Here is a 20132-nt window from a genome sequence, read left to right on the forward strand (position 1 = left end):
CGCGACTCCCCCGCCGGCGCCTTCGCGAGCAGGACAACTGCGGACAGGGCCTCAACCAACGGGCGTTGATGAATCGAGCGATCCGCCAACAGGGCTTCGAACGCGCTGGAGATCCGCTCCCGAGTACGCGGGAAGAGCCTGAGCGGCTCATCCAGAGTGGTCGGGTCGGAACTCGCGGAGGCGAGGCGCCCACGCGGAGCACCCCGTCGAGGGAAGGGAGATTTAAGCTGTTCTGTTCGATTTTGGGCATCGTCCATGCGCGGCTCGGGCGAGCCGCTTTTTGGCAATACGGGACTAGCCCTATGACTGGCGGCTATGATCTGCTCCAGAACTGCATAGGGATGTGGGCACAACGCAACCGACCGCTTGACCGTTTTTCCGAAGATGCCTGGTCAGCGGGGGTGAGAGCGTCGGCCGCGCGAAAGCGGCTTCAGGTCAGGTCAGTGGCGGTTGGACCCCTCCCGTGTCGTAGCCAGCGGTTGGCGCCGCAGGACACGACGAACGGCCGACTGGGTCGGCTTGATGAAGTGAACATATGAAGAGCTCGGGTGACGCCCGAGCGATGGGCGGCTTGACTGAGCCGCCCGGGAGGCGACCTGATGGTCGCCTTTTTCGTTCTCCCGACCACTCGCTACCGACTCGGTGACCATGACTGTGGGCGAGGCGTTAGCGCTACTGCGGCATGACTGTGCCTGATGGGTCGGAGTGAACTGCGAGGTCGGTGAGGCTGCCGCGGGGACCATGAGGGCCCCGGCCGTGGCTGCTTTAGCCCCGGCACCCTTAAGCAACACACCAAACATCACGGGGAACACACTATCCTTAAACGGATCTCGCTGAGGCTGAACCTTTGGAGCGTGTCTGGTGGCAGGGTATTCGGAGCAGCACTGGCAATCGGGGCCTGGCGTGACGGCCGGCCTGGAGGATCAGGCTGCCCGATCGTTCGGCGCGTACATGCCAGACATGCTTCAAGGTCGATCCATCGCGCTGTCCGCAGAGCTAGGCGCCGAGGTGGCCGCGGTTGACAAGCTAGTCCGAGCGTTCAACGACGCGGCTCCCACGAGTCCGCACTTGGAGTCGCTGGCTCGCTTCCTGCTTCGCTCGGAGGCCGTCGCCTCCTCTCGCATCGAAGGGGTCGTCGCATCTGCCCGAGCGGTCGCGCATCTGGAGATGATGCTCGCCATCCAGGCCACTGACGACCCACGCGCTCACAAGGGGATCAGTGATGGTGCTCGTGAGGTGGTGAACAACGTCCTTGCTCTCCGGAAGGCGGTGTCGCTTCTCACCGAGACCCCGAGCGTCTCGGTTCAGGACATCAACGACCTCCAGGCCGCACTGATGGTGGACACCGAGCAGGGAGAGCTTTCGGGGGAACTTCGGCGAGTGCAGAACTGGGTCGGAGGCAACGCCTACAGTCCTCACGGAGCCGAGTACGTGCCACCGGCTCCAGGGGCAGTGGAAGAGCTTATGGCTGATCTGGCAGCATTTGTCTCTGAGGATCACCCACTCCCTCTGGTGCAAGCAGCCCTCGTCCATGCACAGTTCGAGACAATTCACCCTTACACCGACGGCAACGGCCGGACCGGTCGAGCGCTGATCCACACTGTGCTCGCTAGGCAGGGGTTGGCCGTCGGCCATGTTCTGCCGATCTCGATGTCCCTCCTCGCCCACGCGCGGGAGTACATCGGCGGCCTGAACGCCTACCGCTATGTGGGTGACTCAGATGGCCCCGCAGCGGCCGCCGGCAGGGAGGCATGGATTCGCGTCTTCCTCGCGGCTACTCGTGACGCCGTCGCCGAAGCTCGGCGGTTCACCGACGAGTTGGTCCAGATGCGGAAGGCCTGGGATGCAAAGCTCGCAGCTCACAGGGCGAGCCTGGGCCGACGAGGGCAGCCTCGGAAGGGCGCGGCAGTCGTCAGGCTGATGGAGCAACTTCCTGGAGTCCCGATCGTTACAGCAAGGGCAGCGCAGTCCCTTCTCGGGATCTCCTTCGTCTCAGCCTCAAGTGCCCTGGAAGAGCTGGCTGGCGCAGGGATTGTTCAGGTGAAGGAGGTCGAACGAGGCGCTCGGGCCTACCTCGGGACCGACGTGCTTGACCTGATCAACGGAGCGGAACGCCGGCTGACCTATACGAAGTGGGAGCTGCCTGAGTTGGACGCCCACATCTGATTTCGGCGGCTGGTCTCAACCGTCCCGGAGGACGACTAGCCCCCTGTGACCCTTTCCTTTAACCGCGACGAGCACGCGTTAAAGGAAAGGGTCACACTGCGTAGTGGGCATACGCGGTGAGTATCCAATCGCAGGCCCACCGCGTCGGCGATCCGACGCAGGCCCGTGCCCACTCAGGTGTGGCCCAGAGCAGGCCTTGCTGCCACTCCCAGGGTCCTGCTCAGCGACACTCAGCATCCCGCCGGGGCTACCTGCACGCAATGGACAGACCCACCGTGCGTCTCACATCGCCTCGAACTGGACGTGGATCCGCCGGATTCCCCGACTCTGAGGCTCCAGGAGAAGACCCGCCGCATAGCTTCCGCGCGGTGCCGGCCCACGCGACCCCCCGCGGTCCTCCTTGCTCAAAAACGATCCCACTCCCGCAGAGGAGAGTGGGGTACCTCCGGAAAGCCCTGGCGGGCGGTGCTTTCGGCCTTGGCGACCGAGAGTGCCTCCTGACCCGTCGGCCCTCCCCACGGTCGTCCATTCGCTCGCTCAGCGCATGGTCCGGGGCACCTGACGGCGGATATGCCGCTCTTGGAAGAACGTCGTGCGGGCGGGCGGGGTGGGCAGGAGGGCCGCGTCCATCACCGTGGAGATAGCCGCGTCGGCGTTCCTGAACCATCCCGGCTGACGTGGGTCTGCAGCTGGTTGCGCTCGGGAAAAGAACGGGGGGAGACCTCCGACTAGAGGGTCCTCCCCCATAGCCGGGGGTCTCCCCCGTGCCCTTCAAGCCGTCACATCAGGCGGGCTTGTCCGCGGTGCCAGGCAAGTGCCAGTTCAGGCTGATAGCGATCAGCTTCGAGCGGTCAGGAACTCCGGCGACCTTGACGAGGCGCCGCAGCTCGTTGCGCTCCTCGGGCGTCATGCGCGTGTACACCGAGTTGCTTCCCACCCCCGCGTAGCGGGTCTGGCTCGCCCGGACCCCGAACCGTCGGGTCTTGGCCGGCGGGACCGCCGTCGCGACGACCGTCTTCCAGCCCTCTTTCTCAGCTGCCTCAACGGCCTCCCAGACGATTTCGAGGTTGGTGAGACCGGTCTTGTTGCGGTAGGCCTTAAGACGACGGTCCACGGTGGGACTGACGTTGATGGTGACAGGCTTGTCGCCGGCGTCCGGCCCCTCTTCCGGCCCCTCGTCGATCGACTCAGGTACGTGAGGCCGCGAAGCCACGCGGACCGCAGCGCCGCCTCCCGCGAGGTCCTCGTCGGTCATCTCCTGGCGCTGCTCGGTACGACGCTCCGCGGACCGCGCGCCGCTGCGCCGGCCGGACAGCGCCGCAACGTTGGGCACGTTGTAGGTGTCGTCACCGGTTGCTTCGGCTTCGGCATTGGCGTTCTCAGTCATCAGGCGTCAGCTTCCTCTTCAATCGGACGCTCCATGATCGCCCGTACCTCCTGGGTTCGTTGGAGGATCTGTCGGCAGAGCGTCTCGTAGTCGTCGTACACGGACTGGATGGTGTCGGGCAGCTTCGCTCCGCCGGCGTACTGGTCGAAGAGCTCAACCAAGGGGTGTTCGTCGTCCCGGGACAGGCTCGCCACCAGCTCACTGTGCCCAATGACTCGGTCGAAGCCGTGATAGCCGCCCTTGAGGATCTTCCGAAGGTAGTCCGAAGCCTTCTTGTGGATCAAGGTCGAGTTGCGGCCGGTCCCGAACAAGATGATGCCCAGCATTGTGAGCAGCGGGTTGACTCTCCGCGCTTCGTCAAAGTGCTTCTTGATCGTCAAGGTGCCGTCGAGGGAGCCTCGGTCCGTCTTCGTCGACATGACCACCCAGCGGCTACACGCCAGACCCTGGCGCTGCATCACTGGGTTCTCCGGCGGGAGGTCGATCAGGATGAAGTCGTAGTCACCGGCGATCGGCAGAAGGCACTGGAGGAGCCTCAGGTCTGCGTTCTTGGTGAAGGCGGACCGCAGCCTCGGGTAGACGTCGGTGACGAACTCCTCGATCTTCGGACCGCCGACAATGAGGTCGAGGCCAGGGCGCACCGGAACTGGCTTGAGCGGTGTCCCCTTACGCAAGGCTTCGACGAGAGCCTCGCCCTCGTCCAGGTACTTCTTGTCGACGCCGAACTCGTGGATCGCCAGGTTTCCCTGACCGTTGATGTCGAGAGCCAGTATCCGGGGCTCCTGTCCCATCTTCTTCAGGTACCGCATCAGCATGAGCGCGAAGTTCGCCGTCACGCTGGTCTTGCCGCTGCCGCCCTTGTCGTTCGCGAAGACGTAGACATGCCAGAGGTCCTCCCAAGGGATGTCCAGAGGCTCATCCTTGTCATACTCAGCTAGAGCGAAGCTGTAGGGGAGTACATCCGTCGGCATTAGACTCCTCGCAGGTCAGGACATGGTTCGAGCATGGGAAGGCGGGCACCGTGCAGGGCGTGAAGCAGAGCAGTACGGCTGTCGCTGAACATGTTGCCACAACGATCTTCGACCTCGCAGGCAGCCGCGCAGATACCTCTTCCGGCGTCTCCGCTGGAGTGCCCCAGTGGGCCACACCTGGTTCGATGCTGAGCATCCCCCGGGTAGCGATCGCTTGGAACCCTTCAGGTCCAGACGGTGGCGCACCTAGGTGCGAGCTGGAAGCTACCCCAAGCATCGGTGCTGACAGGGCACTTTCCGTCTGGGCAACTGCCTCTCACCTGGGGAAACAAGCAGTCGGAACTACTTGCACAGCTACTTGCAGATCTACTTGCACGGCTACTTGCACGACTACTCGCAAGGGTCTTATCTCTGAGGGTGGTGCGAAATCCTGCACTACTGTGTGCATGCATGTAGGGGTGCGACAGTGCATGGCATCGTGGCAGCTAGGCGTGTGGTCAGACGCTGAGCAGCTGGGGTGCTCTCAAGTAGGTACTGGTTGTGTGCCTGGGATGCGCCATCCGAGGACGGCTCGCTGGCAGCTTTGTGGATCGCAGGCGGGTTTGCCGGTAGACAAGCCGGGTGTGGTGCGACTGCGATGGCCTCGCTTGCAGCTAGATGACCCTCAAGTGCGCTGCTCCGAAGTTGGCCTATTGGCGGGCCACCTCGCAAGCGAACTGCGAGGCCAGCTCGCTTGCGACCGGCATGGTCTTAACGGCGGCCGGTTGCGGAGACGATCAGCCGCCCAACATGTAGACCGGCGGCAGTGCATTGGTGCTGGCTGTATTGCATTCCTCCGTGTCAACTTCTCGCCTTGGCCTCAGGGTGGCACTATGAGTGCCTTCCCATGGCGGCAAGCTGCTTGCAACCAAGTAGGCGCTGTTAGCAGTCAGATGACTGGCCGTTGTGCTGGAAGCAAAGTTGTCAAGTCGCATGGCGAATCAGTCGGCAATCTGTTGTTCAAGCTGCGGAGCTACCCGAGTGGCTCGGCGCAGCGCAAGTTGCCGCACGCAGTTGGCTGGCTGTCCTGTGGCTCGACAGAAGGCTTTGAAGCCAGCCGCCAGGTTGTCCGCAGAAGTGGGCTGACGACTGATGCATTGGCCAGTCCTGCGGTCGGCCTCTCCGGTTACCTCTGGGGCAGCCTCGCGGGTGGACCCCCAGGCGTCCTTCCGGTTGACCCTTCGCGCAGCTCCTGGCTTAGGCTCCTAGCTGGTTCAGAAGGGGCCATCGGGGATGGCCTCCCGGGTAGCCTTGCCGTTGGTTTGCGGGGAGTTCTCCAGACCGGCCATGCGAAGTGCTCCACTTACCGCCATCGGGCATACCATTCGAGCGGCCCAGTGCGGTGCAAGTTGTTAGCCGCGGTGGCAGGCTTGCTGAGACGTTTTTCGTGCGGCTCAAAGGAAGGCTCTCGAGTAAGTTATCAAGTCGTCCGCAGGAGCGGCCTTATGGCCGACCCTCAGGTCAGTACCTCGGCGGGGCTTGAGGCTGGCTGTAGGGCCAGCCTGTTTAAGCGCCTCGCTTACCGCCATCGGATAGGCACAGAGTGATCCCTTTTGGCCGGCTCTCACATACGCCAGACAGCGCAGCATGAGAATGGCATCTCGTTACGCTATGCGGCGGTCTAGTGGAGTAGACGGAGCGCTCGCTCATTAGCGCACTTTCATGCTGTTGGACCAGTAGGCCAAAGGGCGGGCCACGCGGTCACACCGCTAGATCACCAGCTTGCTAAGAACTTGGTGTGATAGGCGGCACACCACCTTGCGAGATCCTCACCAAGGGATAGACGCTGGGCCTGATTTGTACCTTTTGCGGGCATCTTGCGGGGTAAGAAAAGGGCCTCTGACCTGCATGTATTCGCTGTGGGGGCCTATCGCGCCCCGACGGCTCTAACTGCCCAGGCGACTCCTGATCGGCCGCCAGAGGGGCCATTCTGCCCCTTTGGTGATCTGTGCTGCGTCCGGAGAGCCTCGTCGGTGGGGTTTCGAGGCGTACTGCGCCGCATTTCACGGCCCGCCGTCAGAACGGCAGTCGCTCTGCATTGGCGACCGGAGAGTTGCCGCTGGCGGAGTCGGGCTCCGGACCTATCCGTCGACGAGGGCTTCGTGGAGCCTTCACGAGTCGATCGACCGCTGGGGCGGCAGTCTGCGTTCGAGTCAGGTGCTCAGGATGGAGACGGCGAGTGCTCCGATGATCATGTACGGGCCGAAAGCCAACCGGCTCTTCGTGGATGCGCGTCCGGTCAGGATCAGCGCGAGGCCGACGAGGGCGGCCAGGGCGAACCCGACGAAGGTGCCCCAGAGCACGGAGGCCCAGCTGGACCAGCCGAGGAGTGCGCCGACGGCGGGGGCGAGTTTGACGTCGCCCATGCCCATGCCGACGACGACGAGGACCAGGTAGACGGCGGTGACCACCGCCGCCGCGGTGAGGGCGCGCCAGATGCTGCCGGGCTCTCCGGCCAGTGCGGCTCCGCCGAGCAGGAGGAGGGTGCCGGCGGATGCGGGCAGGGTGAGGATGTCGGGGAGGCGGTGGACCTTGAGGTCGATGACCGTCAGAGCGGCTCCGCAGGCGAGGAGCCAGTACTGCGCGGCGCCGGCCCAGCCGCTTGCTCCGGCGGCGGCGACGGCCGCGAAGGAGGCTCCGGTGAGTAGTTCGGGCAGGCCGGCGGCAGGGCCGGTCTTCGAACCGCAGGAGGAACAGCGTCCCGTGGTTGCTTGAAGCTGGCCGCGGAGTCCGGGGGAGGGGTAGTTGGTGGCGCAGGAGGGGCACGCGGTCCGGTTCGGCTCGCCTCGGGGTACGGCGCGGGCGAAGATCAGCGGCCGGGCCGCTGCGCCTGCTGTGAGGCCGGCGAGGAGCGCGACGACGACGGTGACCATGGGTGGCATCGAGGCTCTCCAGGCGATCGGGGACGGTGAATCCAGCCAGCTGGTAGGCAGGTCCACTGAAGCGTAACGAAGCCGCCGAGCGAGTCCACGGGCGGGCAAGATGGTGATCTTCAGTACAAATCGGCAGGTGGAACGGGGTAACGTGAGAAAAAGGGGGTGGTTCGTCGACCTCATCCCTCGTACCGTTCAAAGCCACCGGGGTGGCCTGAATGCGACGGGAGGTCGATCCGTGTCACACCCGAGGCGTTGATCGCACCTCTATGTGCGATGCGCGCCTGCGCACGGACTCGACGAGAGGGAAGTACGACCAATGACCGCTGGGTCGAGCAGCACCGTCCTCCTGCCGTCCATACCGCCCGCCCCCGCCCCGGCGCGCGCCCGGGTGAAGTGGACGAGGGGACGCAAGGCGCTGTTCGGCGCGATCGGGGCGGGGTCGCTCGCGATCGCGACGGCCGGCTTCGTCGGCTCCTACACGGCGGTGCGGGCCCTGGCCGAGGAGAAAGGTTTCGGCTCGTTCGCCCCGGCGTTTCCCCTGGCTGTCGACCTGGGAATCGCGGTCCTGCTCGCCCTGGACCTGGCCCTCACCTCGGTCAACCTGAAGTACCCCCTGCTGCGGTACATAGCCTGGCTGCTCACCGCGGCGACCATCTTCTTCAACGCTGCGTCCTCCTGGCCCGACGTTCTCGGCTCCGCGATGCACGCGACGATCCCGGTCCTGTTCATCGCCGTCACCGAAGCGATGCGCAACGCGATCGCGAAGGCGACGGACCTCGAACTCGACCAGCACATGGACTCCATCCGGCTGTCCCGCTGGTTCCTGCAGCCGGTAGCGACCTTCTCCATCTGGCGGGACATGAAGCTCTGGGAGATCCGGTCGTACGCCCTGGCTCTGGAGCGCTACCAGGAGAAGATGCTGCTGCGGCAGGACATGAGGGCGAAGTACGGACGGGGCTGGCGGCGGAAGGCTACCTCCGCCGAGTTGCGGCCGCTGCGTCAGGCCCGGCTCGGCATCGCGATCGACCGGAGCACGGTCGACATCACGGCACCGGCTGAGCGGCAGCTTGACGAGGTGCCCGCCCCGGCTGCGGTTGAAGCGGCGCCACCAGGGCCGGCCGCTGTGGAGGCGCCCGCGACGGCCCCGCCGGTGAACGTGCCCGCTGCCGTCCCGGCCGCTGCCGTCCTGCCCGCGACGGCCCCGCCGGTGAACGTGCCCGCTGCCGTCCCGGCCGCTGCCGTCCTGCCCGCGACGGCCCCGCCGGTGAACGTGCCTGCCGCGGCCCCGCCGGTGAACGTGCCTGCCGCGGCCCCGCCGGTGAACGTGTCCGTTGCCGTCCCGCCCGCGACGGCTCCCGTCCCGGTCGCTCCGTCGGCCGCCGCGCCTGCAGTCCCGTTGCCCGCCCAGATTCCCGGCGACCCGCAGGGGGCCGTGGGGCACGCCCCGGCGGGCGCGCCTGAGGAGTCCGGTGTCGGCCAGGAGCAGGTGCCGGATCCCGAGTCGGAAGGCGGACTGGAGCAGGGGGAGGCCCCGTCCGCTCCGGAGCCGGAGGGCAGCCCGGCCCCGGAATCGGGTGAGGCGAAGGACGAGGGCGGCGATGAGGAGGATGACGAGGCGGCCGACACCGGAGCGGAAGAGCCCAAGGTCAACCTTGGCGTCGCCCCGCCCGGTGAGACGAAGGTCCAGCGTGCCGAGCGGATCTACCTGGCGCATCAGGAGGCGGGGGTGGAGCTGACCAAGCCCAACCTCGCCCGGTGGGCCGGCTACCAGCAGGAGGGCTCGGGCCGCACCCAGTACAACAAGCTGGAGAAGAAGCACGGGCCCATCGTGGTCCGTGAGGGAGCCGACCAGCTGGACCTGGACTGGCGGGACCCGGCGGCGTCTGACGAGGAACTTCAGCCAGCCCGGCAGGTGCTCTGACTCCCCGGGGCGAAGCGAGTGTCGGCCGCTGTCTACGGGCTGGGGAGGTCGTAGGTTCGGGAAGGTCGTACGGGTGGGCTTCCGGGTGCTTATCCGTTCAGCGAGGGAGCATGCTCCTCAGGCGCGCGAGCCTCTTGCCGGTGTCGACCTTGGGGGCGGGGAGGTGGCTCTGCTGCCAATAGAGGATCTGTTCGGAGACCTTCGCCCAGGCGGCGTGTTCGGGAAGGCCGGCCTGCTCGACCAGCGTGCGCACCTCGGCAGCGCAGCGCAGGGCTTCACGGCCGCGGCCGTCTCGGAGAGCTGCGCGTGCCCTCTCCACCAGGCCGGCTCCCTCGTCTCCGGCGCGTCGCTGCGCGGTGACCACGACGGGCATGACCTTGTCGAGGAGTTCGGTGAGCAGTTCATCGGACCACATACCCCAGCGGATGCGCGTCATAAGGTGGCCGATCATGAGGAAGCCGGCCACGACGAGAACTCCGTGGCTGAGGCCCATCCACGGGGACCGGTTCTGGAGCAGTCCGTAGTACTCGTAGAGCGCTGGCAGGGTCGCACCGAGCGAGAGGCCGAGGACACCCCACACGACCTTTTCGACCACTCCGGCCGAACGCATGATCCCCAGTCCCTTACCGCCGGCGGCCCGGGCGATGGCCACGGCGGCACAGGTGATGGCGCTGAGGCCCCCGACGGTGACAGCAAAGCTCAGCAGGACCACGAGGCTTTCCCTTCTGCGCCCGGAGACTCGGGACGTTGTTGCCCGCACGGCCAGCCGGGCGGCGGCAGTCTATCCGCGCACGCCGACACGATCATCGCACTGGCCGTGACGGTGCTGTTGCCTGGGATTCCCGGGCTGTGGGCCCTCGGACGGACCTGGGCGGCGCCGGGTGCAGACGCAGTGCCAGAGTGCGGCGTGCCTCTGCTATGCGGCAGTTGGGGCCCTACGGTGCGGACAGTCAGCGCAACAGGGCGGCGGCGTCGTCCAGGCGCTCGCGCAGCGCCGCCACGGTGTGGGCCAGGTTGTCCTGCTCGTTCCGGAGCTTGGCGATGGCCTGCCGTTCCGCGTGGCTCCGGTCCGCGGCCCGGGCGCGCGCGGCGGCAAGTCGGAGGAGAGCGATGTCGGGCCGCTGGGTGTAGCGGGCGCCCAGGGCGCGGACCACGGCCCACCATCGGTGGTTGGTGGCCGCCGGGACGGGCTTGGTGGCGGTGGGGTCGGCGCGGGAGGGACGGGGGAGGGTTGGCGGGGAGGACGGGGTGACGGGCGTGGTGCTGGCGTGGTCCCAGCCCCCGCGCAGCCGGATGCCGTTGACGACCGGTTCGTCGCTGCGGTCGGCGGCGCCGCCGGTGCCGTACTGCACGCTGACGCCGGGGGGCACGGGTTCCGTGCTGTACGGGTACGGGCCGACGACGACGCTGCCGGTCAGCCGGGACCCGTCGATCCGGTAGGTGACGGTGCCGGGCGGCTGGTTGACCGCGCTCTCGCGCACCAGCGCCGTGCCGAGCGCCTGGCCGTGCTCGTCGGTGTAGGCGAGCCGCGTGACGCCAGCCGGCGGGTTGGGCGGCGGCGGGGGAGTGGCGGCCAGCTCCTCCAGGCGCATCAGGTGGTCCTGGCTCAGGCGCAGGCGTTCTCGGACGGCGCGGAGGTCGGCTTCGGCCGTGGCCAGGGCGGCGCGGGTGACGCGGACCGCGGTGGGGGCGGCGCGGCGTGCGACGGCCAGCATCAGGTCGTTGCGGTCGTCACGGGCCTGCCAGTGCTGGAGGACGGCCAGGACGGCTTCCTCCAGGAGGTCCGCCGTGCGGTCGGGAACGCGTCTGGTCGCGTGGTGCTCGCCGAGGACGACGGCTTCCACGAGGACGGAGCGGGGGTCCGGGAGGCGGTCGGGGGCGAGGCAGGTGGCGGTTCCGTGCACGCGCACGCGGTGGACGACCGGTTCGTCAGGGCGCGGCCGGTAGGGGCGTACCGGTGATTCGCCGTCGCCGAAGCTGACCCGCACGCCGGCGGGAATGAGTTCGTCGGCGACGGTGTGCGGATGGACCAGGAGGACTCCGCGAAGGTGCCGGGTGTGGACGGCGTAGCGCACGGTACCGGCCTGCGGGGCGGCGGTGGCCGTCACGTCCAGGACGCCGCCGCGGGGGAGGGGGAGGGTGATCTCTTCGGGCTCGGCCGGGGGCTGGGCGTGCACAGGTGATCTCCGGACTGGTTGGGATGGGCGGGGCCCGCGTTCGGAGCGGGGCCCGGCGCGGGGGTGGGGCTCAGGAGCCGAGGGGGTGCTCGTCGCCGGCGAGGTCCTGGGCGGCTTCGCGGAGCCACTCGCGCTTCTCGCGGGCGCGTTCGGTCCCGTGGTGCAGTTCCTTGGGGTTGTGCCCGGGGCAGCAGTAGTCCCGGCGCTTGCCCCGGCGGGTCATCATGACGGCCATGTCGCGCCTCATTGGGATGGGTAAGGGCTGGTGGACCCAATCGGAAGGAGGCTTTGAACAATACATGCAGTCATAGAGTTAAGAAACTTGATTGATGGCGGAGCTGTACGCCGCCGGAAAAGTGGTGCGGAGCGCCGGACGCGATGGCGTAGTGTGATGACACCGACGCGGGGTGGAGCAGCTCGGTAGCTCGCTGGGCTCATAACCCAGAGGTCGCAGGTTCAAATCCTGTCCCCGCTACTTCTCAGTGGCCCCGGCGCATCCCCCCCCCGCGCCGGGGCCACTGCCGTTCTGCGGCCGACGACCGGAGCTCCGTCCGGCAGGAGCAGCCGAGGTGCAACCGGCCGGAGCACGCGGGCCGTCACAATGGTGGGCGTGAACGACGGCACGGACGAGTACCAGACCAGGGCAACAGCCCCGGCCTCAGATGCCGTGGCGCTGCTCGTTGCCCCCGTCCCGGCCCCCGGCCCCCAGGGACGGCGGCAGCCTCCGGCCGCCGCACCCCATCCAGCCGGTACACCCGCCTCCGCCGACACCGGCGGCTCGCCTCGGCCGTCCGGCCGCCGCCCGGCGCGCAGCCGGGTCCTGCACGGGCAGCCGTCCTGCGCCGACTACGGCTGCACCCGACCCGTCTGCCTGGCCGCCGCACGCAAGGCACGCCGCGAGCGCGACCAGGACCGCGCGGCCGGCCGCCGCGGACGAGTGGACGCCGGCCCCGTCGCCCGGCACGCAGCCGCCCTGCGCGAGCACGGCATGTCCGCGCAGGACATCGCCGGCACCTCCGGCATCGCGGTGACCTTGATCCGCCGCCTCCTCAAGCCGCCACCGCTCCACCCGCCTCAGGTCTCCCAGGTCACCGCCGGCGCAGTGATGGGCGTGCCACTGCCTCCGAAGGAGCGCCGAGCTCCGCTGGCCGGCCGCGGCCAGGTCGACGCGGCCCCCGCCTCCGCCCTGCTCACCGAACTCGCCGAACGGGGCTGGCCGGCCCGCCGTCTCGCCCGAGGGCTGTGCGTCAACCCGCACACCGTCGGCTCCATCCGCGACGGCAACTACGCCCGCATCAGCATCTCCGTCGACCAGCGAATCCGCGTCCTGCACACCACGCTGCTGCCCCTGGACCCCGTCGCCGCCGGAGTACGCCCCGGTGACGCCGCCCGCGTCCGCACCTGGGCGCAACGCCGCCGGGAGACGCCGTCTGCACCCCATCGGCTCGCGGCGTGATCGGTAGACACCACCGTGACCGGCACGCCCGTAGTGCGTGCAGCCGATGCCAGCGTCGGTGACGGGAGCGCAGACCGCCTGCGGTACGCCAGGCCGACCCGGCTCTCCTCGCGGAGCACTACCCCTGGCCCGTATCTGCTGGAACTGATCGCCTCCATCCCGCTCGATCTCTACGAGGTCCGCGACTGGTACGAGGCCTTCTGCGAGCTCGAGTAGGAGCCTCCCGGCCGACCGGACGATGCCAGGAGCCGGGGCCGACTTTCGGGGTGAGGCCGTGGTGCGGCACCGGCATCCGGTGCCGCACCACGGCCGTCGTCTTCGCGCGCGTCAGGCCAGCACCGTCAGGTCGAGGTCGACGCTGACCGCGCAGTGATCGGACATCTCGTCCTCGGCCGGCTGCCGGTGGACCTGGTAGCCGATCACCGCCGGGGCCAGCGCCGGGCTGGTGAGGATGAGGTCCTGGCGGCGGGGCACGTCACCGTGGCCGAACGCTGCCGTGGGGACGTCGGCCATCCCGCTGGTGACAGCCGCGTCGACGAAGCCGCTGCGGGCCAGCAGCTCCACCGCGTCGCGATCCCCGACCTCGGCCTCACCCGGCATCCGCAGATGGCTGTTGAGCAGATGCGGCGCCATCACCTTCCAGTCCGGCTCGGGGAAGCGCTGGCCGATCGTGTTCGCGTCCCCGCCGACCAGGGCCAGTCGGCCGGGAGCGGCGAGGACCTCCAGCGGTGCGACCTCGCGGGCGCGGTTGCGAGGGTCGAACGGGTCCAGGTGGAGGTTGCGGACCTCCAGGACGCGGCCCGCCGGGCCGGGGAGGCGGAGGTTCATCCAGCCCATGACGTGGTGGTAGCGGCCGCGGTCGCAGTCCTCGGCCAGCACGGTGACGCGGGCGCTGGTCAGGATGGCGCTGTGGAACTGGTGGCCGGCGGTGGTGGGGTTGGCCTCGGCGAGGAACCCGGCGGCCAGGCCGAGCTCGGCCACCGCCTGGTTCAGGCGGCGCCGGCCGAGCAACTGCCAGAAGTTGCACTCCTGCAGCAGCAGGATGTCCGGCTCCAGGCTCTTCAGGAACGGCACCTGGCGACTCCAGCGGTCGTCGGCTCCGAGGCCGTCGTCGTCGCGGCCGCCGAACAGGGTGTTGAAGGTGACGGCCCGCAGCTTCACGACGCCCTCCCCGCCGCTGCGAGCCGGGCAAGGACGACGCTGAGCGAGACGACCTTGTCGGCCCCCCAGCGGAAGCTCCAGTCGTGCTGCATGTCGTCGGGGATGTCGGTGGGGGAGCAGTCCACACGAAGTGCGCGCCAGCAGGCCGCCACCGGATCGTCCGGTGCGTCGAGTCGGTGGCCGGCTCGCTCGGCGAGGGCGTCGATGCGGGCGACCGCCGGCCAGGCGCTGCCGGTGTCCGGGAGCTCGGCGACCACGCGGACATCGTCGGTCGAGACCGCTTCGACAGACCGGTCACCCACGACGGCCAAGAGGTAGTAGGTCAGGGCGAGACCTGCTGCACCCTCGGTCCACCTCTCCGCGTACGGGTCGTAGGGGCCCTCTTGGCGGGCGGCCCGGACCGGTCCGAGCTCGGAGATCGCCCGGTCCCACGCCCGCTCCCAGCGGTCGGGGCCACCGGTTCCGCGCCACCGGTCGACCGGCCCAAGCGGCCACCCGCCCTCCGGGGCGGTGGCCGGTGGGAGCAGCCGGGCGGCGTCGTTCGCCCTCATGGCCACGGTGAACTTGCCACCGGCAGCGCGGATCTCCCGCGAGCGCTTGCGCGAGGGCCTACGGTCTGACATCGAGCACACTCCGTACGGCGGCGCACCCCACGCATACGCGCCCGGGAAGCGGACACGACGAAGGTCAGCTGCACGATGCGTCGACGGACGGCTTGGCCTGCATGACGGGCTCGGCGTGGGCGGGCCCCTTCGGCGAGCGGCAGACGTGCCCGCCGCCCGGCAAATCTACTGCCCCCTGTGCCCCGGCGTCCGGGGAACGGGCGACTCACGTCCGCGGGAACAGTGCCCCGACCTGCGCCATCACAGGTGCCGCGGGCGCGGGCGCGCCGCCGGCAGCAGAGCCCCGACGGCCAGACTGCTCACCACCCAGGCGCCGGCCCCGGCCGCGAGGGCGCCCGCGACCGGCCCGTGGACCGCGGAGGCGGTCAGCGCGCAGCCCACCGCACCGCTGAGCAGCCCGGCGGTGGAGGCGAGTTCGGCCTCCGGCCCGCCTCGGCGCAGCACCTGCTCGACCAGGGCCCGGACGCCGGCCGCTCCCGCCACGAGCACCGGCCCGGTCACCGTTGCGATCAGCACCGCGACCCACCACGCCAGCGTGCTCCACCCCAGCAGCACCACCATCGTGACCGCGGCGATCAGCATCGCGGCGAACACCGCGACGACGCTGCCCTGCCCGTCCTGCTGGCCGTGGACGGCCTCGTGCCGTTCCTCCAGGCGCGAGCCGGCCGCGACGCAGCCGCCGGCCACCAGCCCCAGCACGGTGCTCACCGGGCCGGGGAGGGCGGTGAACATCGCCAGCTGGCCGCCGACCAGGACACCGGTCAGCGCTCCGGCCCGCCACGGCGCCGACCTCCTGGGCCCGGCGGCCGCGCGGCCGGAGTCCGTGGAGACCTTCCTGACCACAGGCCGCCGGGCTTCGGCCGCGCGCACCGTCGGCAGCCGGTCCACGGGCACCACGACGGTGCCGACCGGTGCGGTCACCGGTGCGGTGGAGACGCTCAGGGGCGTTGCCCGAAGGCGCCGGGCGACCTCCGCCGCGTCCGCGGGCCGCCGCTGCGGGTCCTTGTTCAGCAGCTGCGCCACCAGGAGCCCGAGTTCGGCGGGCACCTCGGGCCGGTGGGAGCGAACCGGGGCGGGGGCCTGGTGCAGGTGCTGGGCCAGCACCGGCCACCCGCCGCCGGGGAACGGCGGCGCGCCGGTCAGCAGCTCGTACAGCAGGCACCCCAGCGAGTACAGGTCGCTGCGGGCGTCGATCACCGCATCGGCGCGGGCCTGCTCCGGGGACATGTACGACGGCGTGCCGATCACCGCTCCGGTCCCGGTGAGGGGATGGCCGACGGCGTCGGCCCGGCGGGCGATCCCGAAGTCGGCGATCTTCACCCGTCCGTCGGCGGTGACCAGGATGTTCGCGGGCTTGATGTCGCGGTGCACGAGGCCGGCGGCGTGGGCTGCCTGCAGGCCGCGGCAGATCTGCTGTCCCCAGGCCACGACGTCGCCGACCGCCGGCCGGCCGCCGGCCAGGAGCCGGCTGAGGGGCTGCCCGTCGACCAGCTCCATCACCAGGTAGACGATCCGGCGTCCGGCCACCGGGGCCTCGCCGACGTCGTGGACGGCCACGACGTGGGGATCGCACAGCGCGGCCGCGGCCCGGGCCTCATCCTCCAGACGCCGAACCAGCTCGTCGTCCTCGGGATGCAGGAGAACCTTGATCGCGACCTGGCGGCCGAGCCGCTCGTCCACGGCCCGCCAGACCTCGCCCATCCCGCCGGTGCCGAGGAGGTCGACCAGCCGGTACCGGTCCGCCACTGTGGTGCCGCGCATGACGCCCTCCTCCCGGCCGGCCCCGCAGGGCGGTCCGCACTGCGCCGGCCTTCTGCCGGCGTCCGGGCGAGCCTACGAAAACACCTCCGCAGCCCTGCCCGGACCAGGAGCGCGGCACCCCGGGGTGACGCCGTGACGACGGTGCCGGCCGCTCCCGGGCGGCGGCCGGCACCGTCGTCACGGGCGCTTGGCCAGCAGCGCCGACACCTCGCTGTGGTGCTGGATGAAGGCGGCCAGCTCGGGGCCCAGCAGCCCGGCGACCCACGCCAAGTCGCCCATCCAGCGGGTGAGCGGCGCGGCCAGCAGCGGCTCCCAGTGCGCGGCCCGGTTGCGCAGACCGTGGAGATCGCCGATCTTCCGGTCGACCTTGCCGCGGTTGGTCCCCGGCGGGAAGGCCCGGTGCAGGTGCGGCACCCACAGGGTCTTCTCGTGCGCGGAGGACGACAGGTACCGCCACAGCCCCAGCGACAGGTCCGCGATGATCTTCCCGGGCGGGGCCTGCGCCCCGTACCGGCTGCGGGCCGCGTCGATCGCCCGGCGGGGCTTGTCGTTGATGTCGACCTGGCGCGGGCCGCGGGGGCCGCCGCGCTTGGTGCGCATCAGCGGGGCGCGCAGCGGGCTGGCCGGATCGTCGAGCCAGTGGCCCGCCCCCGACCAGGTCGCGTCCAGCGCCGCGGCGTAGGCGTTGCGCAGCGCGACCTCCAGGTGGCCGAGGTCGTGCAGGACCGCGCACGACAGCTCGCTGTTCCACCGGTAGAGCTCCAGCGCCCGGGCGCGGTCGCCGCCGGTCTCGTTCAGGTACACCCCGAAGCGGGCCGGGCTCAGCCAGGTCTCCACCCACGGGCCGGCACCGGGCGCCGGGGAAGCGTGCGTCACGTTGTTCCTCCTTCGAATTCGGGTATAGTCGTGTGTGAGAAGCCCCGGTGGACCGCTGATCCTCGTGATCATGTCGCCGGGGCTAAGACGTTTTCCGGGCCCGGACCGCCTGTGCCGCGCGAGCCGCGCCAAGGACACCGGGCCCCCGCGAGGCGGGGCCCGCGGGTACGGCGGCGGAGCTCGTACACACAATGAGACCCCTTCGGGGAGCCCCTCCCGCTACACTGGCACCACGGATTGATCCTCATGTCGACACCATGACTAGGTAGATGGATGACGATGAGCGCAACATACGGATCAAAACGTGGCGATCAAAAGGTGAGAACTCGTCGATGAACCGCTCCGCAGCTGCTACCGCCAAGGTCCAGGCCCGTCTCGACGCGCTCACCACGCTGCGCACCAGCGGAGCCCTGGCCGCCGTCACCACCGCCAGCGAAGAACTGGCCGCCCGCGGCCGCGCCCCCGCCGCAGTCCGGCTGCGCCGTACCTACCTCCGGCACGACACCCCGCGCTTGGTCGACCGGGAGCGCAACGGTCTGCCCCGGGCCGACCAGCCCCCCGCGGCCCGCCTGATCGCCCCGCGCGGCATCGCCGGCCGCTTCCACCTGGTCCTGCTGTTCGCCGCCCACTGCCAGGCCGCCCCCGGCCATCAGTGGCCCAACCGCATCCCCATCGAGCCCGACAGCGCCCAGCCCTTCTCCTGGATGGCGCTGATCGGCGCGCACGCCCGCCACGCCCCCGGCGGCCGGCGGATCGCCAGCCCGCGCGTCAACAAGGCCCGCCAGATCACCGAGGCCATCAAGAAGCTGCACGAGCACCAACTGCTCGAACTCCCCAACGCCGGGACCTCCCGGCCCTTCCGCGACTTCCAGCTGCTGTGCGACAGCGGCGCCAGCACCACCGCCGCCCCCATCCCGTACAAGGTCCCCCGCCCCGCGCTGCCCGGCGTCAACGTGCCGATCGAGTTCTTCACCCGCGGCTGGGTCAACCTGCTGACCCCCAGCGAGATCGTCGCCTACCTCATGTGGCTCGACATCAACCAGAACCCCGTCCACGACGAGCCGTACGTCACCGGCGCCGAACGCGCCGGCCACTTCGGTCTCGGCCGCGACGCCTACGAGACCCACCGCCAGCTCGAGGCGTTCGGCCTCCTCGACGTCGAGCCCGCCATCGGCCGCTACGACGACGGCAAGTACGCCGACTACGGCACCGAAGCCGGCCGACCGATCTGCCACCGCGCCACCCTCACCCCCGACGGCATCACCCGCGACGCAGCCACCGTGATCGAGGCCGTGCTGCGCGCCTTCGCCGCCCACGGAGCCTGGGACAGACCTCTGAACCTCCGCGCAGCCGGCGGATCCTGACAGGTCCCGGTGCCCGCGCCGCAGAGGGAACCGGACCACATCGGGAACGACGACGACCAGCTCCTCGCCGAAGGACACCATCGCGGCCAGCGCGCCGCACCGGACTTAAGGACTCACCGTGGCCCAGTCGCCAAGGGCGTCCTGCGCTCCGCGGTCGGCCGGGCGGCGGGAACCGACCCGACCCAGAGGGGCAGGGAGACCCGATCAACGAGGTCTCGCGGCTCCTGGCGTCGGCCTCCGAGCCGATGAACTCCATGATCCTCCTGGACGGCTCACCGCTGTCCGGCGTCACTCGGGCCATGTTCGAGAGCGTGCAGCGCAGCTGCCCGCAGGCCCGCCTCGCCCAGTTCACGGCCCTCGACCTTGCCAGGATCTCCGCACAACCCGACTTCACCAGCCGGTTCAGCGGCGGCGGCCTGTTCGTCCTGTGGTTCGACGGCCTCACCCCGGCAGACGTCGTACTGCTGGGCAGCGGCGTGCTGGACAAGACCCTCCCGCACGCCCTGGTGCTGGCCAGCATGGACACTGCCTGGCGCACCCGCCTCCTGGCGGACAGCGCGCCAGCCACCGCCCCGGCGCGGACGGTGCTGCTGGAGTACGCGACGTGCATCTCGGTGCCGTTCGCCATGACCCCTCGCGAAAGGGGGTACCTCCGCGCGACGGGCTACCCCGTCAGCAAGGGGATCGCCGAGTCGATCGTCGGCGGCGAAAACCTGGTCAAGCACTACCACCGGGGTGCCGGCACTGCTCCGGAAGGGCATCGCCTCGTGCAGGCCGCCATCGACGCCCGGCGCTGCGGCATCCACCGCCCCCTCAGCGAGGACGAGTTGTACCGGCTCTGGCGCGCCCGGGGAAACCACGCGGGCTCCCGGACCCTGTTCGAGCGGGCGCTGGACTGGGCCGGCACGGTCCCCCAGGGTGCCTCGACCGGGCTGCTCTACCGCGCCGCCGGCGGCGCGTCGCCGCACTGGCGCGTACTCGCCTACGCGGCAGGCGCGGACGACGGAGACCACGACCACAAGCCACGACCGCTCAGCGACCAGCAGTGGAACGAGGTGGCGCAAGTGCTGCCGGAAGCCGGCGACCAGTACAACCTCGGCATCGCCGCCCACCTTCACGGGCGAAGCGACATCGCGACCACGGCCCTCACGCAGGCCGCCCGGGCCGCGGGTTCGGACGGCCCGGCCGCAGACGCAGCGGCGACCGCACTGCACCTTCTGCGAGCTAACGGCACCAGGTGAACACGCGAAGCGCGAACGGTCGAGCCGTCGGGGAAATCTCCCGGAGCTAACCGACCCGTCGTCCGAGGCCTGACGGGCCCACAGCCTGCACCGGCGGCCGGGGAAGACCGCAC

At 69.8% G+C, this 20132-nt stretch carries 16 protein-coding genes and 1 tRNA gene; 7 read left to right on the forward strand and 10 right to left on the reverse strand.

Annotated elements, in window-relative coordinates:
- The first annotated feature begins 903 nt into the window (after positions 1 to 903).
- Complete coding sequence (locus ACIBEC_RS19825; RefSeq protein WP_396288173.1) at positions 904 to 2166, forward strand: Fic family protein; 1263 nt, start codon at positions 904 to 906, stop codon at positions 2164 to 2166.
- Between the two features lie 784 nt (positions 2167 to 2950).
- Here ACIBEC_RS19825 and ACIBEC_RS19830 read toward each other — a convergent pair.
- From ACIBEC_RS19830 to ACIBEC_RS19840, 3 genes are all read right to left on the reverse strand, one after another.
- Complete coding sequence (locus ACIBEC_RS19830) at positions 2951 to 3553, reverse strand: hypothetical protein (protein WP_396288174.1); 603 nt, start codon at positions 3551 to 3553, stop codon at positions 2951 to 2953.
- Entirely contained in the window at positions 3553 to 4524 is a 972-nt protein-coding gene (locus ACIBEC_RS19835; protein WP_396288175.1) for a ParA family protein, read from the reverse strand. The genes ACIBEC_RS19830 and ACIBEC_RS19835 overlap by 1 nt, the downstream gene beginning before the upstream one ends.
- 2192 nt (positions 4525 to 6716) lie before the next feature.
- Positions 6717 to 7445 carry a prepilin peptidase gene (locus ACIBEC_RS19840; RefSeq protein WP_396288176.1) on the reverse strand — a complete coding sequence of 243 codons (729 nt, stop codon included), beginning with the start codon at positions 7443 to 7445 and terminating at the stop codon, positions 6717 to 6719.
- Between the two features lie 310 nt (positions 7446 to 7755).
- Here ACIBEC_RS19840 and ACIBEC_RS19845 point away from each other — a divergent pair, with 310 nt between their 5' ends.
- A complete protein-coding gene (locus ACIBEC_RS19845; protein WP_396288177.1) occupies positions 7756 to 9360 on the forward strand; it encodes a DUF2637 domain-containing protein in 1605 nt (534 codons plus the stop codon).
- 97 nt (positions 9361 to 9457) lie between these two features.
- Here ACIBEC_RS19845 and ACIBEC_RS19850 read toward each other — a convergent pair whose 3' ends face one another.
- From ACIBEC_RS19850 to ACIBEC_RS19860, 3 genes are all read right to left on the reverse strand, one after another.
- On the reverse strand, positions 9458 to 10072 hold the full coding sequence (locus ACIBEC_RS19850) for a hypothetical protein (RefSeq protein ID WP_396288178.1): 615 nt from the start codon (positions 10070 to 10072) through the stop codon (positions 9458 to 9460).
- Positions 10073 to 10310: 238 nt separating this feature from the next.
- Positions 10311 to 11537, reverse strand: a complete 1227-nt coding sequence (locus tag ACIBEC_RS19855) for a hypothetical protein (protein WP_396288179.1) — start codon at positions 11535 to 11537, stop codon at positions 10311 to 10313.
- A 70-nt stretch (positions 11538 to 11607) separates the two neighbouring features.
- Entirely contained in the window at positions 11608 to 11772 is a 165-nt protein-coding gene (locus ACIBEC_RS19860; RefSeq protein WP_396288180.1) for a hypothetical protein, read from the reverse strand.
- A gap of 166 nt (positions 11773 to 11938) precedes the next feature.
- Between ACIBEC_RS19860 and ACIBEC_RS19865 the strand changes: the two genes are divergently transcribed.
- The 3 genes from ACIBEC_RS19865 (at position 11939) to ACIBEC_RS19875 (ending at position 13209) form a co-directional block, all read left to right on the forward strand.
- A tRNA-Met gene (locus ACIBEC_RS19865) sits at positions 11939 to 12012 on the forward strand.
- 135 nt (positions 12013 to 12147) lie between these two features.
- Entirely contained in the window at positions 12148 to 12993 is an 846-nt protein-coding gene (locus tag ACIBEC_RS19870) for a hypothetical protein (protein ID WP_396288181.1), read from the forward strand.
- 33 nt (positions 12994 to 13026) lie between these two features.
- Complete coding sequence (locus ACIBEC_RS19875) at positions 13027 to 13209, forward strand: hypothetical protein (protein WP_396288182.1); 183 nt, start codon at positions 13027 to 13029, stop codon at positions 13207 to 13209.
- A 111-nt stretch (positions 13210 to 13320) separates the two neighbouring features.
- Here ACIBEC_RS19875 and ACIBEC_RS19880 read toward each other — a convergent pair whose 3' ends face one another.
- The 4 genes from ACIBEC_RS19880 to ACIBEC_RS19895 form a co-directional block, all read right to left on the reverse strand.
- Positions 13321 to 14154 (reverse strand): endonuclease/exonuclease/phosphatase family protein, encoded by an 834-nt coding sequence (locus ACIBEC_RS19880; protein WP_396288183.1) that lies wholly within the window; start codon positions 14152 to 14154, stop codon positions 13321 to 13323.
- Positions 14151 to 14777, reverse strand: coding sequence for a hypothetical protein (locus ACIBEC_RS19885; protein ID WP_396288184.1), 627 nt, complete (start codon positions 14775 to 14777; stop codon positions 14151 to 14153). Before ACIBEC_RS19885 ends, ACIBEC_RS19880 begins: the two co-directional genes overlap by 4 nt.
- Before the next feature lie 240 nt (positions 14778 to 15017).
- Complete coding sequence (locus tag ACIBEC_RS19890) at positions 15018 to 16538, reverse strand: serine/threonine-protein kinase (protein WP_396288185.1); 1521 nt, start codon at positions 16536 to 16538, stop codon at positions 15018 to 15020.
- A gap of 177 nt (positions 16539 to 16715) precedes the next feature.
- Positions 16716 to 17414, reverse strand: a complete 699-nt coding sequence (locus tag ACIBEC_RS19895) for a hypothetical protein (protein ID WP_396288186.1) — start codon at positions 17412 to 17414, stop codon at positions 16716 to 16718.
- 332 nt (positions 17415 to 17746) lie between these two features.
- On the opposite strand from ACIBEC_RS19895, the gene ACIBEC_RS19900 reads away from it, so the two are divergent.
- Both ACIBEC_RS19900 and ACIBEC_RS19905 read left to right on the forward strand, forming a co-directional pair.
- Positions 17747 to 18778 carry a hypothetical protein gene (locus ACIBEC_RS19900; protein ID WP_396288187.1) on the forward strand — a complete coding sequence of 344 codons (1032 nt, stop codon included), beginning with the start codon at positions 17747 to 17749 and terminating at the stop codon, positions 18776 to 18778.
- Between the two features lie 245 nt (positions 18779 to 19023).
- Positions 19024 to 20019: a hypothetical protein gene (locus tag ACIBEC_RS19905; RefSeq protein ID WP_396288188.1), complete on the forward strand. Its 996-nt coding sequence runs from the start codon at positions 19024 to 19026 to the stop codon at positions 20017 to 20019.
- The last annotated feature ends 113 nt before the right edge of the window (positions 20020 to 20132 follow it).

This window comes from Kitasatospora sp. NPDC051164, from assembly GCF_044455625.1.
GTDB lineage: Bacteria > Actinomycetota > Actinomycetes > Streptomycetales > Streptomycetaceae > Kitasatospora.

What these genes read in the sequence shown, in the direction of transcription:
- ACIBEC_RS19835 (WP_396288175.1), bottom strand. Translation starts at nt 4,524, where the DNA reads ATGCCGACGGATGTACTCCCCTACAGCTTCGCTCTAGCTGAGTATGAC.
- ACIBEC_RS19830 (WP_396288174.1), bottom strand. Translation starts at nt 3,553, where the DNA reads ATGACTGAGAACGCCAATGCCGAAGCCGAAGCAACCGGTGACGACACC.
- ACIBEC_RS19905 (WP_396288188.1), top strand. Translation starts at nt 19,024, where the DNA reads ATGAACTCCATGATCCTCCTGGACGGCTCACCGCTGTCCGGCGTCACT.
- ACIBEC_RS19885 (WP_396288184.1), bottom strand. Translation starts at nt 14,777, where the DNA reads ATGTCAGACCGTAGGCCCTCGCGCAAGCGCTCGCGGGAGATCCGCGCT.
- ACIBEC_RS19860 (WP_396288180.1), bottom strand. Translation starts at nt 11,772, where the DNA reads ATGGCCGTCATGATGACCCGCCGGGGCAAGCGCCGGGACTACTGCTGC.
- ACIBEC_RS19840 (WP_396288176.1), bottom strand. Translation starts at nt 7,445, where the DNA reads ATGCCACCCATGGTCACCGTCGTCGTCGCGCTCCTCGCCGGCCTCACA.
- ACIBEC_RS19890 (WP_396288185.1), bottom strand. Translation starts at nt 16,538, where the DNA reads ATGCGCGGCACCACAGTGGCGGACCGGTACCGGCTGGTCGACCTCCTC.
- ACIBEC_RS19845 (WP_396288177.1), top strand. Translation starts at nt 7,756, where the DNA reads ATGACCGCTGGGTCGAGCAGCACCGTCCTCCTGCCGTCCATACCGCCC.
- ACIBEC_RS19900 (WP_396288187.1), top strand. Translation starts at nt 17,747, where the DNA reads ATGAACCGCTCCGCAGCTGCTACCGCCAAGGTCCAGGCCCGTCTCGAC.